This is a genomic window from Paenibacillus pabuli (assembly GCF_039831995.1).
In the GTDB taxonomy this organism is placed as follows: Bacteria; Bacillota; Bacilli; order Paenibacillales; family Paenibacillaceae; genus Paenibacillus; species Paenibacillus pabuli_C.
In genome coordinates this window covers 1,287,496-1,302,398 of sequence record NZ_JBDOIO010000003.1, presented here as the reverse complement: position 1 = coordinate 1,302,398, position 14,903 = coordinate 1,287,496, and the positions used below count along the sequence as shown (strand labels likewise).

8 protein-coding genes are annotated in these 14,903 nt (G+C 46.9%); 6 read left to right on the top strand and 2 right to left on the bottom strand.

Annotated elements, in window-relative coordinates:
* Positions 1-22 precede the first annotated feature (22 nt).
* Positions 23-2,425 (bottom strand): LamG-like jellyroll fold domain-containing protein, encoded by a 2,403-nt coding sequence (locus tag ABGV42_RS07825; protein WP_347381167.1) that lies wholly within the window; start codon positions 2,423-2,425, stop codon positions 23-25.
* Between the two features lie 343 nt (positions 2,426-2,768).
* Here ABGV42_RS07825 and ABGV42_RS07820 point away from each other — a divergent pair, with 343 nt between their 5' ends.
* From ABGV42_RS07820 to ABGV42_RS07795, 6 genes are all read left to right on the top strand, one after another.
* Positions 2,769-6,539 carry an alpha-L-arabinofuranosidase C-terminal domain-containing protein gene (locus ABGV42_RS07820; RefSeq protein ID WP_347381166.1) on the top strand — a complete coding sequence of 1,257 codons (3,771 nt, stop codon included), beginning with the start codon at positions 2,769-2,771 and terminating at the stop codon, positions 6,537-6,539.
* Positions 6,540-6,712: 173 nt separating this feature from the next.
* Positions 6,713-7,618 carry an ABC transporter permease gene (locus ABGV42_RS07815; RefSeq protein WP_347381165.1) on the top strand — a complete coding sequence of 302 codons (906 nt, stop codon included), beginning with the start codon at positions 6,713-6,715 and terminating at the stop codon, positions 7,616-7,618.
* A 15-nt stretch (positions 7,619-7,633) separates the two neighbouring features.
* Positions 7,634-8,524, top strand: coding sequence for a carbohydrate ABC transporter permease (locus tag ABGV42_RS07810; RefSeq protein WP_347381164.1), 891 nt, complete (start codon positions 7,634-7,636; stop codon positions 8,522-8,524).
* Positions 8,525-8,604: 80 nt separating this feature from the next.
* Entirely contained in the window at positions 8,605-10,383 is a 1,779-nt protein-coding gene (locus ABGV42_RS07805; protein WP_347381163.1) for a sensor histidine kinase, read from the top strand.
* Positions 10,358-12,016: a response regulator gene (locus tag ABGV42_RS07800; protein WP_347381162.1), complete on the top strand. Its 1,659-nt coding sequence runs from the start codon at positions 10,358-10,360 to the stop codon at positions 12,014-12,016. Before ABGV42_RS07805 ends, ABGV42_RS07800 begins: the two co-directional genes overlap by 26 nt.
* A 351-nt stretch (positions 12,017-12,367) precedes the next feature.
* A complete protein-coding gene (locus tag ABGV42_RS07795) occupies positions 12,368-14,011 on the top strand; it encodes an extracellular solute-binding protein (RefSeq protein WP_347381161.1) in 1,644 nt (547 codons plus the stop codon).
* A 622-nt stretch (positions 14,012-14,633) separates the two neighbouring features.
* On the opposite strand, the gene ABGV42_RS07790 is transcribed toward ABGV42_RS07795, so the two are convergent.
* Positions 14,634-14,762, bottom strand: coding sequence for a DUF4023 family protein (locus ABGV42_RS07790; protein WP_095358309.1), 129 nt, complete (start codon positions 14,760-14,762; stop codon positions 14,634-14,636).
* Positions 14,763-14,903 lie beyond the last annotated feature (141 nt).

Sequence of the window (14,903 nt, the reverse complement as noted above, 5' to 3'; positions counted from 1 at the left end):
AATGTAATAGAAGCTCAACTGTTCAAGGTTGGAGTTCTGCTTGACGCTGGATCTCTTTGGCGCTTAGAGCCTTGTCATACACGCTAACCTGATCCATTTTGCCTTGATAGAACGGATCGGCAGCATATCTACTTTTGCCCAGATAGGCTTCCGAAGCTTGAAGATCCTTCGGATTAAACGTGATCTCAGAGCTGCTCGCTACTGATTTGCCGTTTACATATAAGGTGCCCATGTCTCCCTGCAATGTGACAGCCACATGAACCCATTGGTTGGTGGGCAGCGCTTCAGTCGCAATTAGACTCTGATCACGACCCTGATCATGAATGGTGAATTGGAGCGCACCATTATGCTGGGATGGCGTAAGGAACATATGTCTGGACAAGCCATTGCCGAAGTCGAATATACGCTGCCAAGCCCCGCCCCCGTCCCAGTTTACCCAGGCACTGAAGGTGAAGTCTGTTGTGTCTGTGAGGAGTCCGGGCAGCTGAATGTAGCTGTCTTTCCCGTTAAAAGCAGCAGCCTGATTCTTGGTACTAATTTCTGAGCTTACTACGTTAAAGGCCTGACCATGATAACCGTTCTTACTATAATCCTGAGCAACTTTAGCGAGCTTTTTGTTGTCAAAAGTATACTCACCCAGAAGTGGGCCAGTTGCCTGTTCAGGCACGGTCACGCTGAACGTTTTGCTGGCTGTGGCCGACCCTTTTCGAACGGTTGCGGTCAATTTTACTTTGGCATCCCCTTTGCCGCTGCGTGGCCGGTTTACTGCTCCGTCAGCCGATAGGACAGAGGGGAGAGAAGATTTCCATGTGATCTGACTATCACGTGTACCTATGGTGGGAAGGGAGAGGTCATAGAAGATATTCTCCGTATTTCCAATGGTCAGATCCTTTTTCACTGCCTGCACCACATCCTGATCTTTCATGGCGTTCATCTGACTTCCCCAGACGGCTACACCGGATGAAGAGAGGGCGCTGAGGGTCAGCACGTTCTGCTGGGATTCCGCATCCCATTCCTGGGTGAAGACACCTTCGTATACCACATTGTTGGACGTTATTCGTACCTTGTTGTCCTCCAGGAGGCTCCATGTCCCTGTTACAGCACCAGTAATCTGGCCATTTGCCGCAAACTGAACGATCTGGGATGGCTTGATCTCGGCTGTGATATCCTTCCCATGATTAACCCACTGGTATGAACCGGCTGCAATTTGTTCGGTCACCTGAACAGCATCGCTCTCCATGCCTGCATAACGGTAGGGAGATACGACTGGCCATCCTTCGGAATTCATATGCATCTCATGAACCCGTACCTCATGCTCTTCTCCGCGATTCGGAAAGCGGGAGTGGAAGATGAGGAAGTGCTTGCCGGTCTCTTCATCATAATAAGCGGAGTTGTGTCCTGGAGATACATACCCTGTCCCCTGGCCGGTGCCGGGGTCGCCGATCTGTCTTTCGAACAGGTAGTTCCCGAGCAGTTTTACGCCAAATGGCTCAATGGATTCATCATCAAACAAAGGCTTATCCTTGTCTGCCATGACCTTGATCATATCGTTGCCTTCAGCATCGTAGAAGGGACCATCCGGTGTTTTGGAGCGGGCAACGCGAATATTATATCCACCGTCAGCAGCGAGTCCGCCATAAGACAAGTACAGATAATAATAGTCGGTCTCGGGACTGTAGAGCATATAAGGGGCCTCAATCCGGCTGTGGTTGCCACCGGTCAGCTTTTTGCCGTAACCTTGATTAGGCAGCGGTTTACCGGTTGTTTCGTCCATCTCCAGAATGAAAATCCCCCCGGAGTAAGAACCGTATACCATCCATAGCTTGCCGTCTTTATCAAAAAACACATCCGGATCGACTACGTTAGGATGCTTGGTCGCATCGTAAATGGTACCATCTTCGCTAATTTCGTCCCACATGCCTGATTTCAGCAATAGGCCCTGATCCTTGTATGGTCCTTCAATGTTGTCTGCTACGGCGACTCCAAGGGCGGATCGGGGAGAATCCCCTTTGCATGCATTGTAATACATATAGAATTTGCCATCTGCCAGCTGAATGACATCTGCTGCCCAGAGTGTATCCGTCTGAGCCCATTGCAGAGCCTCGGCGAATTCCTTGGTCACATTAGGAACGACAGGATTGTCATCCGTAACGCCTGAAGCAACGGAATCCCAGCTGATCAGATCTTTGGACTTAGCCACCTGGAGATGTGAGCCGAAGACATAATACGTATCATCTACCTTGATGACAGAAGGATCATGAACGGAAACGTTCTTAAACGCAGGTGCCTGATTTTTGTTTAATAGGGTGGAACTTTGCGAATTGAAAGCAGTTGAGGCTGTATTGTCCGCCAAAGCGGAGACTGGCGATAGAGCTGGTGCAGAGAGTAGTGCCGTACTAAGTGCAATGACCAAATAACGCTTCATACGTGTCTCCTTTCTTCATTCACAAAATAAAAACAAGTAAAATGACAACAGATGAACGTAGTAAGTGCAGTCCTCCTTTCAGCTAATGTTCGAATCAAGCGCTTACATTTGCTATAATATCAATTAATTTATATTTTTGTAAACCATGTTGTTGAAACCGGTTATAAAAAGCGAAGTGAATGGCTGAAGTGTGAATTTATTTTGAATTTAATGCTGATTTGAAGTTTTCTGTTGAAAATCGAATTCGAAATGAGTACTATAACGAGTATATAATATATTTATAAATTTATTAATGATTCATGTTTTTGTGAATTAATTGATGATCTACATAGGAGGCATAACGATGAGCAGTTATCAGGATCAGATCATTGCACACTACAAGTTTGAGGATGCGAACAACATCGGTAAGGATTATTCTGGCCAAGGCAAGGATGGCATTGCTGCAGGTCATTCGGTACCAACGGTGGCGAAAGTGAGCGGGAGGGATGCGGCTACCTTTGCAGGTGGTGACAATGGAAGGTCTTATCTGCAGTTACCATCCGATGTATTTCAAAATGTAAGCGATAAAACAGGCATCACTGTGTCAACCTGGGTGAATCTGAACAAGGGGTCCACTGTGTGGGAACGCATTTTTGATTTCGGTAAAGGAGAACAGGGCCCCTATCTGTTTTTGACGAGACAACTAAGGGGAACGCTGTCTGCAGAAGGTGATCTGGTTGTGGATCCGGGCCGAGGATTTGCTACGGGGGAATGGATGCATATAGCATTGTCGGTGGCTGGCACTCGTGGAGGTACGCTTAGCAGTGCTGGCCCGATTGTCTATGTGAATGGAGAGAAAATTGCGGATGGCTCCATCAGCCAGACGTCCAGTGGAAACTATGCGAAGCTGCGCAGATGGTTCGATTCATTCACGGATCCGGCCAATTATAGTCAGAATTACATTGGGCGCTCTCAGTATGCAGCCGATGCGGATTTTGCCGGATCGCTGTCCGACTTTCGGATTTATCAGGCCGGACTAACCATGGATGAAGTCATCGAAGTCATGTGTGAATCATTGACCGATGAAGAGATTATCAAGTTGGCAGCAGATAAATATTTGTCGTTTCCGACCCAAATCGTTACCAAGAACATTTCGCTGCCTGTTGACTTGCTTGGTGGCAAAGTGAAGGTCCATTGGCAGTCCAATCGTCCTGAGGTGCTGTCGCATGATGGAGAAGTACAGTCCATGAACTCGGCACAGGAAGCAAGCCTGAATGCGATTTTGAGTAAAGGCGAGAACACGCTGAGTAAAAGTTTTGACGTATCCGTACTGCCTGAGGAACTCCCGCCCTATACCATAACGGTCCATGGGGAGCAGAAAGTCGCTGATATCAGCGAGGTCATGTACGGTCTGTTCTACGAGGACATTAACAATGCGGCAGATGGCGGGATCTATGCCGAGCTAGTTCAGAACCGTTCTTTTGAATCTTTTGCATTCGATACGTACTCGCATGCCTCCGGTGAATGTGGATGTTCGACGGGACGGAACCGGGATCCTTTGTTCGCCTGGTCTGGTGATACAGATAAGATGATTGTACAGCATGAAGGCGGATTGAATACACATTTCCAACTGGATGACCCCGATGCGAATGCATACTATGTGACGGTTCAGGATGGTGCGACGATTCGGAATCGTGGTTTCTCGGATTCCAATCAGCATTGTGCCATGTCCATTAGGACAGGGGAACAGTACGATTTCACCATCTGGGCAAAAGCGGAATCTGAAGGTATGATCATCGTTCAACTGCAGGATGTCTCGGGGGCAGCTATCAGTGATTCCGTCTCTCTTCATGTGGACGGAGGAGGCACTTGGAAAAAGTATGGTGTAGTCCACGCGGATGTGGAGGTGACCAATCAGGAAGTTGTTCTTACAGGAACAGAGACAGCACTTGGACAGCTTGTACTTACGTTTGAAGGAGAGATATCCATCGATATGGTGTCTTTGATCCCGCGGGATGTATGGGGGGCAGATCCTGGTGAGGAAGGCATCCCCGCATCAGCACATGCGAACTACAAGGGAAACCCGAACTATCGACTGAGGAAGGATCTGGTTCAGGCTCTTGTCGATATGCATCCCAAGTTTCTGCGTTTTCCGGGAGGCTGCATCTCGGAGGGGTCTTTTATCTGGGATAATGTGTATGACTGGAAGGATTCTGTTGGACTGGTTGAGCTGCGCAAAGAGAACTACAATGTCTGGGGTTACATGATGACGATGGGGCTTGGATACATGGAGTACTTCCAGCTCGCGGAAGATTTGAATGCCGCGCCGGTTCCCGTCATGGCCTGTGGAGTTCTGTGTCAGGCACGTTCGGATTACGCACATCCGGCTGGCGGCGCATTAAGAGAATATTACATCAAAAACTTCACCGACCTGATTGATTTTGCCCTCAGTACAGATGTTGAACATAACGAATGGGCGGCAATACGTAGCCAAATGGGGCATCCTGAGCCGTTTGATCTACGCTATCTTGGTGTGGGCAACGAGAACTGGGGAACCGAATTTTTCGCCAATTTCGAAGTGTTCAAATCATCCATTGATGATTATATGAAGCTGAACTATCCGGATCATGAATTGCATATTATTTCAACGGTTGGTGCACAGGCGGACGATGATGCTTACCAACAAGGGTGGAAATTCCTGAGCGGTAACCTTACGGGATCGGCCCAAGTTGCGTTTGCAGACGGACAGAAGGTCATTGAAGAAACGGTAACCTGGTATGAGAAGCAGGACGATTACATGGACACCATTGCAGACGAGCACTATTATCGGTCCAATGATTACTTGCTGAATAACGTGGATCGTTACAACTACTACCACCGGGTATATCACGAAGATGGACGTATCAACTGGAAAGAGACCTCCAAGGTGTTTGTCGGAGAGTACGCATCCACGGACAAAAATACACTGGCAGGCGCCGTTGCAGAAGCAGCGGTAATGACAGGGTTCGAAAACAATGCAGATGTCGTTCGTTTGGCTGCCTACGCGCCATTGTTCAATAAGGTGCTGACGGATGGAACCTATCGCTGGACACCGGATTGCATCTGGTTTGACGATGAGACCGTATGGTATACACCGAACTACTACGTTCAGCGCCTTTTTGCCAAATACGTTGGAGATCAAGTGATCGGCACTTCGTTTAAGACGTATAGCAAAGGTAAACAGGTGGAGCTCATCCCTCATGGAGGGATTGAGATTGCAACCGGTAATGCAGACATCGTCGTGAAACGCGTCACGGTCACATCCAATCAGGATGGCAGTGTACTGTTGAGTGAAGATTTCAGGGAGCAGACGGAGCTGAGTGAGGCGTGGGGCCTAATTCCTGGTTCAAATGGTTGTTCGCTTGAAGCCGGAAACGGCCTGATTCTGAAGGCACAAGCCAGCGGACTGAACGGGATATATCTTCTCAATGAAGAATGGACCAATTACAAGGTGCAGGTGGAAACCAAGCGCTTGTCGGGTGATGACGGTTTCTATGTCGGCGTGGGACTTACGGATATTTCGCCTGACAAGAAGGATGTCATTGAATATGCGATTGGCTACGGTGGCGATGCAACGGGAGTAAAAGTGTATAAACAAGGTATCGAAGGATATACTCTCGGTGATTACTCTTCAAGTTCAGCAGCGGGTAACCTGAGAGCTGCCAATTATGAAGCGCTGGAGAGCGGTACCGATTATACGATCACTGTCAATTATGGCGGCGATACAGGGAAGAACTTGATCTGCTCCTACACAGACGGACATACAACCAGCAAAGTGCTGGATTACAAGCTCGAGGCTTATAATCGCGAGGTGTTCCATTCGGTGACGAGAGATCAGCAGCATGTATATGTGAAACTGGTGAATGCCGATAGTGTGGACAAAGCTACCCAGGTCTGTATTAAGGATCTGAAGGTGAGTTCTGCAGCACGGTTGATTACTCTAAGTGGAGATCAGGCATGGGTTCATGTTCCGAATGTGAACCAGAAGAATGATGAGAAAGTGGTTCCGCAGGAACAGGAGATCGGACTGGACGGTGAATCCGTGGTTCTTCAGTTACCGGCTTATTCCGTCAATGTATTAATTCTGGATTTGTAATATCATTCATGCTCCTCCCCTGAAAGAGAACGCTTATCATGAAGAAACCGCGATATTCGCGGTTTTTTTATGTTTCCAAATAGAGAGTCAACAGAAGATACCTAAAGTAAATAACCTACACTATTGCCTCGGATTGCCTGATCCTATAATGAGTTTGAAGGAGGAGACAGCTCATGCGTTCCAACTACAAACAATTTATCAGAAATATTCCGCTTCATCTTATGATTCTGCCAGGACTGATCATCATTATTGTATTCGGTTACATTCCGATGGCAGGACTTTCCATTGCCTTTCAAAATTTCTCTCCGATTGCCGGATTCAAAAACATGAACTGGGTAGGCTTCGATAACTTCAGATACCTGTTTGATCTTCCGGGGTTTGGCCAGGTCGTGTGGAATACGGTATTCATCTCGGTCATGAAAATAATATCCGGTCTTGTGATTCCGGTACTCGTCGCCTTGCTGCTCAACGAAGTACGCAAAACCGGATTTAAACGAACGATTCAAACGGTCATTTATATGCCTCACTTTTTTTCGTGGGTCATTCTGGCCGGCATTATCGTGGATGTGTTATCCCCGAGCAGTGGGATTGTAAATATGCTGCTCAAGGCACTCGGGATGGAGCCCATTCAATTTCTGGCCAGCAACGATTGGTTTCCGTACATACTTGTTATTACTGATCAATGGAAAGAGTTCGGTTTTGGCACCATCATTTATTTGGCAGCACTGACCAGCATTGATAAGTCTCTCTACGAAGCCGCCGTTATGGACGGGGCAGGGAGATGGAAGCAGACCTGGCATATTACGCTGCCCGGGATTCGTCCCATCGTCATTCTAATGGTAACCCTGAGTCTTGGAAACGTACTTAACGGTGGGTTTGATCAGGTGTTCAATCTGTACAACCCGCTCGTCTATGAATCTGGTGATATCCTGGATACGATGATCTATCGAATCGGTTTGCAGGATGCCCAATATTCGGTTTCTACGGCGCTTGGTCTCATTAAGTCTGTGGTTTCATTCATCTTTATCGGACTTGGTTATTTCCTGGCCTATCGGTTCGCCAATTATCGCATATTTTAGAAAGGAGGCAGGATCATGCACCATGCATCGAAAGCCTATCGCTGGTTTTTAGGTTTTAACTACGTCATCCTGACGATTCTTGCCTTGCTCTGCCTGTTTCCGATCGTGAATATTTTGGCGATATCCTTTAGTTCGAGTGATGCAGTCAAAGCAGGGAATGTTACGTTCTGGCCCGTGGATTTTACGTTATCATCCTATAAGTACATTTTGGAAAATCAACAGTTCCTTAACTCCTTTGGCACGAGTCTGCTTCGCGTGGTATTGGGAGTTGCCACGAATCTGATCTTCACGATCCTTGTGGCTTTTCCTCTCTCCAAAGAGGCTTCCAGGTTTCGTTCCAGAACATTCTATGCCTGGTTATTTGTATTCACCATGCTGTTCAGTGGAGGATTGATCCCGGGTTATCTGGTCGTCAAGGAAGCAGGTCTGCTGGATTCGATCTGGGCGCTGATATTACCGGGGGCCGTGCCCATCTTCAATGTGCTGCTGATGCTCAATTTTTTCAGAGGATTGCCCAAAGAGCTGGAGGAAGCGTCCTGGATGGATGGTGCAGGGCATTTCCGTACACTGTGGAGTATCTATCTGCCCATTTCTTTGCCGAGTATCGCAACCATAACGTTGTTTGCCATGGTAGGGCACTGGAATGCCTGGTTTGATGGCATGATCTATATGAAGAGTCCGGAACACTATCCGCTCGCTACGTATCTGCAATCCATGCTGCAGCAAGTGACGATGATTCAGAGTGAAATGATGACGCTGGAGGATGCAACGCTGTTAAGCCAGGTGTCCGATCGAACGACCCAAGCGTCCCAGATTTTTTTATCCGTGATACCCATTCTGCTCGTCTATCCATTTCTGCAACGGTATTTTGTCCATGGGCTTGTTGTCGGCAGTGTAAAGGGATAAGATCGGTAGGAGGAAAACCGAGTAGAGGAGCCGATTTCCGGCTCCTTTTTTTCTACTTGAGGAGAGGAGTGGATGGGGCAATGAGATTAGTAGGGGGAAGCTGGAAGACCAACTCCATTGTGGTCAAACTGATGACTGCATTTGTGTTGGTTATTCTCCCGCTGTATGGAAGTAGCCTTGTAATTACACAGTATAGCTCCGAGCAAATGCAGACCGAAGTGGAAAATGCACATGATTCCAAGCTGCACTTCTACCACAATCATCTGCAATTCGAATTGGAGCGAATGAGCGGTCTCGTCAATGAATTTTCGTTCGATGAACCGATGTCTACGCTAAGTACAAGAGCACCCATTATGAGCCGGTATGAGATTACATCCAGTCTGAATGATATACATAAGAAACTTAGTCAGATCATGGTGACAAGTCCATACATCAGTGATGTTGTGTATTATGTGCCTGCGCTTCATAAGCGGGTAAGTGCAGTGGATGGGATCCGCAGCGTCGAGGACGACGAGTGGAAAGATCTGCTTGCAACGATGGGGAATCTGAATGGGGAGTTATCCGCTTCAATGGATGATCTCTATTTCCTGAAGAGCAACCCGTACAATATGAATCACGAGGAGCCGCCCAATTTTATATTGGGGATACGCTTATCTGCGGATGAGTTGAAAAAGAGGCTGCAGCAGCTGTCGGAAACGGGTGGAAGTGATATTACGCTTAGCTTTGGTGACAAGCATGAAGTGGTCATTTCCTCATCAGAGCAGGCTGTCTCGACTGGACTATTGCAGATGCTTCCAACGGAATCGCAGGATGCGCTGCAGGTGATGAGATACCAGTCCGATCATCATTTGTATTACTCGCTCTATGATGCGGATCATTCATTCACGCTAACCTCCAGCATTGCTGAAGAAGTGCTTCAGGCGCCGCTGGAACGATATAAGCTATGGTTATGGATGTTAACCGTGATGTCGATGGTCATTATTATCATCTTCTCGTTATCTGTTTACAAATCGATCCACAAGCCGTTATCTGCACTCGTCAAAGGATTCAGGATGGCGGAACAGGGGCAGCCGGACATCCGCATTCCGCACTCAAGAAGGGATGAATTCGGATATTTATACTCTCGTTTTAACCATATGATAGAGCGCTTACATCTTCTGATCGAGGAAAATTATGTTGCTAGAATACGAACGAGTGAAGCGGAGCTCAAACATCTTCAATCCCAGATTCAGCCTCACTTTCTATATAACAGTCTTTTCAGTATTAAACAGATGGCTGAGGTGGAGAACGTTGAATTAATCCAGGAGTTTACCGATTATCTGGGCCAATATTTCAGGTATATGTCCCGTGACTCCCATGCAGAAGTCTCGCTCGGTGAGGAGGTAGACCATGCAATGGTCTATGCTGCGATTCAGAAGATCCGATTCGGATCAAGGGTACAATTGCTCATTGAGGATATGAACCTCGTGTACCGTTCCATCACGATCCCAAGAGTCATTGTTCAGCCGATCGTGGAGAATGTCTTCGAACATGCAATTGCCAAACGAAGTCAGGGAGGTATCCTGAAGCTCTCTTATCAGACGGCGGAGGGCAGGCTGTCTATTATGATTGAAGATGATGGTGATCAGTTAACGGATGAGATGTTAGCTGAGCTTGATCAGTCCTTTGGGGAACCCGCGCAGAGACAGGAAGATGAGGAAATTACGGGGCTTATTAATGTGAACCAAAGGCTGAGAATTAAGTTTGGTGCAGAGTATGGTCTCGCTGCAAGACGTAGTGAATTGGGTGGCTTATGCATTGTCGTGAATGTTCCATGGAAAGGGGAGCTGCCTCATGCAGCGGATGCTGATCGTAGATGACGAACCGGTGATTTTGGATGGATTATATGCTTTCTTTGAGAAAGCGAATTTTCAAGATCTGGAGATTATTAAGGCTTATTCTGCCTTTGAAGCGATCGAGTGGTTAAATTCCGTGAAGGTGGATATCGTGCTTAGCGACATCTGTATGCCTGGAATGGATGGCATGGAGCTGATTGAAAAAATCATGGACCGGTGGCCTAGATGCAAAGTATTGCTGCTGACAGGCCATAACGAATTCGATTATGCACATCAGGCCATACGCAATCCCTGTGTGGTGGATTATCTCCTCAAGACGGAGGGCATGAGTCATATTCGTACGGCAGTAGAACGTGCTTTGGCACAAATTTCGGAAGAAAATGATTTCAGGTACCAGAATGCCTGGTTCCGCAGCAAGCTGCCAAGAGCCTTGCCCCAGCTGCAGCGCCAGTTAATGCTTGATCTTATGAAGCGAACGGAAAGGCATGATGTTTCCGCGCTTCAGGAGGAACTGGATGCTGTACAGCTTCCTTTTCGTTCTGCGGAATGTGTTATTCCGGTCATTATAAGAGTGGAGGATTGGAACAACTATCAGACTCAGGCCGATCGGAGTTTAATCCGGTATGCTGTGGCGAATGTGGCAGAGGAGCTGCTTCAGGACAAGTCGACAGTCAAGGCGATTGATCTGGATTATCAGGCCATTGCTTGTTTGATCCAGCCAGCAGCGGAGAATACAGCGTATCTTGTGAATCCACAGGAACATTGGGAGCAAACGCTACGCTTTGTCTATGGGACGCTTGAGTCTGTGCAGCAATCGTGTGCTGATTGTCTTAACCTCTCTGTGTCGATCATGGTGAGTGAACAGGCTGTAGCGTGGAAGGATCTGAATCAGACCATCGCGCAGTTGCGTTTATCCGTTCATGAAGGCCCAGGGCTGGGGATGGAAAAGCTGCTTCGTGTCAACGTGCAGCCGGATATAAACGTGGTACCTAACCCACTGAGTCAGCAGGCGGTTGCGTCTCTACATCTGGATCAGGTCAAGCAGCACATCGCAGCGGGCGACAGAGAGTGGATCACTTCTTTTCAGAAATGGACAGAGAGTTCGAAGGAGGGGCTTCACGATCCGTTCTTTCGAATGAAGATTTACGCTGGAGCAGGGAGTACCTTGATTGAACTGCTTCATGAACTGGGATTATACGAACCCGCGATGGAAGAAGTGGGTCTTTCCCGCATGCTGCATTTTGATATCCATACACCGTGGACCGAACTCGTCATCTTCTATCAGTCTGCATTTGAATGGATTATTTCGAAGCGGAGCGATACCCGACTGAATGACCAATCTCAGATCCTGATCTCTATCCATCAATACATTAAGCATCATCTGGAGGATGATCTCTCCCTTACCCGTATTGCGCAGGAAGTCTCTCTCAATCCTTCGTACTTGTCTCGTTGGTATAAACGAATCACGGGTAAAGGCATCTCGGAGTACATTCATGATCGCCGCATTGAACGAAGCAAGGAACTGCTGCTTGGTTCTTCGTGTAAAATGCATGAAATCTCCGCCAAGGTCGGGTTTAGCGACCAGCATTACTTTTATCGTTTTTTCAAAAAAGCAATCGGCTGTACGCCTCAGGAGTATAGGGATCAAAAAAGTTAAATTAAGTTTCAAATGGTAAATCAAAGATACCAGATGTAAACGAGGTACACTCGTACTGATAGCGCTTTCTTTATACAATTAACACAGATATAAGATGAAGATAAGAACTAAACCAGAACGGAGAGAGCAGAAATAACCTGAAGAAGCGATAGCCCCAAGCTTTCTGAAAGAAAGCTACTTCGGAAGCATACGCTTCGCCTTTATCACCGGATTTCCTCCTATAGGTAAGGAATAAAAGAAATCTGGAGATAACAGCGATCAGAAGGTTGTTCTGCTACCGTAGTGGCCTGTTTATAGTTCATTCTTTTATCTTATAGCCTCACGGGAGGAACAAAAAGGGGGATTCGTCGTATGAAAATGTCATTCAAAAGGCTCTCATTATTATCGCTTAGCATGATCCTGGCAGGGACTCTTGCTGCCTGTTCATCAGGCGCGGGTAATGAAGAGAACGAAACCAAGCCGAGTACACAGCAGGATGCTGGAGGACCACTCACCAAATATGACCCGCCTATCAAATTAACCTCGACGATGAATGAAACGGGTAAGGAATCCCTTGCCGAGGGGGATACACACGCGAACAACATATGGACCCGCGGTTACAAGGACGAGCTCGGCATTGAAGTAACGTATGACTGGATTGTTCCGGATGCCAATTACAACGATAAAATGAACGTGACCCTCGCGAGCGGAGATTTGCCTGACGTGTTGAAAGTAAGTGCTGTGCAGTTCGAGCAATTGCATGAAGCGGGCATGCTTGAAGACTTAACGGAAGTATATGATAAGTATGCATCGGATCTGGTCAAAGAATTTATGTCTGCAGAAGACGGAGCAGGATTGAAACCCGTGACCAAAGATGGCAAGATTTACGCTATGGTTAGTTTTCCGGGTTCGCTTGATTCATCTGACATGATCTGGATCAGACAGGACTGGTTGAAAAAGGTGGGACTTGAAGCGCCGAAATCAATGCAGGATGTCATCCAGATTGCAGAAGCGTTCACGTTCGAAGATCCGGATGGCAATGGCAAAGATGATACCTACGGGATTGCGCTGAACAAGGATTTGCCAATCAATGCGTTCCTGCTGGGGTACCATGGTTATCTCGAAACCTGGATCAAGGATGCATCGGGGCAGGTTGTGAATGGTACCATTCAGCCTGAAGTGAAGGAAGGCTTGAGAGAACTGCAGAATCTGTATAAAAAGGGCGTGCTGGATCCCGAATTTGGGGTGAAGGATTTTGCGAAAATGATGGAGGATGTAAACGCAGGGAAGTCTGGCATGTTCTTTTTGCCGCAATGGGCTCCGTTTCAAGTCAGCAGCATGATCAAGAAAGACCAGAACGTCGATTGGCTGCCTTATCCGGTACAATCCATCGATGATCAGCCAGCCAAAACACAGAATCACCTCAGTCTGGGCGGCATATTCGCAGTCCGCAAAGGGTATGAGCATCCGGAAGCACTCATTAAACTGCTGAACTTCCAGGCGGAGAAAATGTTCGGTGAATCTGCAGAGAAGGAACGTGCAGCCTATTTGAACGGCTTGACCGGGCTTGGTTTTCATAACGCAACCGTGTCCAATCTTCCTGCCAACAAAAACGTGAAGGCTCAGGATGAAGTGGAACAGGCACTGAAAACCGGAGATACATCCGGACTGGAGCTTGAAGCGAAGTTGTTCTACGATGATATTATGGATTACCGTAACGGTAATCTGGACAAATGGCATATGGAGCGCATCTTTGGTCCCGAGAGTTCACAAGGCGTGATCAAGTACTACCGGGACAATGACCTGATCGTGATGAATGAATTTATATATGCACCAACGAGAACCATGAATACGAAGCAGGCTACACTTGATAAGCTAAGAGCGGAAACATTTTTGAAAATCATCTATGGCAACCTGTCGATTGACGAGTTTGATAACTTTGTGGCCAACTGGAAAAAACTTGGTGGAGACCAGATTACACAGGAAGTCAACGAAGTAATCAATGCCAATAAATAAACAAGAAGTGCCACGGTACAATGATTGTATTGTGGCACTTTTGGTGCGCGAATATACTTTTGTGCATATAAGGGCAATAGTGAATTTTCATATGGATATAAAACATCCATTTGTTCGTTTTTTATTTACGTTTCAGCAATATAACTCCGGAGATCGCCGATGTGTTTTTACGATATACGACTTTAAAGCCGATGTCATGATCCAGCAAACAGTTTAGCGCATTGATTAACAATCCACCGGGTACCAGTGTGAATGTGCAGGGCGATGTGTTTCCAATCACGCGAACACTTCTAATTCTTCGCGAAGATCCCGGTACAAGTGGGTTCCTAGACCAATAGATTAACACGAGATCAGGTTGACGGGGTGCCGTTCTACAAGTTCTACAAGCCATCGTATCATCTCTTTTCTATTAATAATAGGTTCTCTATATTAAATGAAAGGAAGAGATAGGATGTGCTGGACGAAGAACTCCATGCATATAAACAGGCTATTCTTATGAAGAAAGTCTTGGAAGTGAAGTCGGATATAATAGAGAGGAAAGGACCTCTAGTCAGAGATCCTTTCGCTTACGTGAACAATGAATACATGGGACGCTCAGTCCAAATAAACAAGCTAACTCAACTTACTTTTTGGTGCCGTGTTGTTTGGTCGGCAGTTTGTCGCTGGGTGTCCCTTTACCGTTATTCTTGTTATGGCGGGCCTTCTCGGCATTCTCATTCACTTTTTGTACGAATTCATGGGTGCTCTCCATGGACGATACAGCTCCTTTATAATCAAATGTGTACCCGGATCTTAATATAACCACCCGAAGTCCGTTATATGAAACTGGACAAGGGCCGGGACGATGTCTAAACTAAAAACGTACAGAACGATACATAACAAGAAGGAGCGG

Bases quoted from the DNA above. Each gene is read 5' to 3' on its own strand.
- ABGV42_RS07800 (WP_347381162.1), top strand. From the start codon at position 10,358: ATGCAGCGGATGCTGATCGTAGATGACGAACCGGTGATTTTGGATGGA.
- ABGV42_RS07795 (WP_347381161.1), top strand. From the start codon at position 12,368: ATGAAAATGTCATTCAAAAGGCTCTCATTATTATCGCTTAGCATGATC.
- ABGV42_RS07820 (WP_347381166.1), top strand. From the start codon at position 2,769: ATGAGCAGTTATCAGGATCAGATCATTGCACACTACAAGTTTGAGGAT.
- ABGV42_RS07805 (WP_347381163.1), top strand. From the start codon at position 8,605: ATGAGATTAGTAGGGGGAAGCTGGAAGACCAACTCCATTGTGGTCAAA.
- ABGV42_RS07790 (WP_095358309.1), bottom strand. From the start codon at position 14,762: ATGGAGAGCACCCATGAATTCGTACAAAAAGTGAATGAGAATGCCGAG.
- ABGV42_RS07810 (WP_347381164.1), top strand. From the start codon at position 7,634: ATGCACCATGCATCGAAAGCCTATCGCTGGTTTTTAGGTTTTAACTAC.
- ABGV42_RS07825 (WP_347381167.1), bottom strand. From the start codon at position 2,425: ATGAAGCGTTATTTGGTCATTGCACTTAGTACGGCACTACTCTCTGCA.
- ABGV42_RS07815 (WP_347381165.1), top strand. From the start codon at position 6,713: ATGCGTTCCAACTACAAACAATTTATCAGAAATATTCCGCTTCATCTT.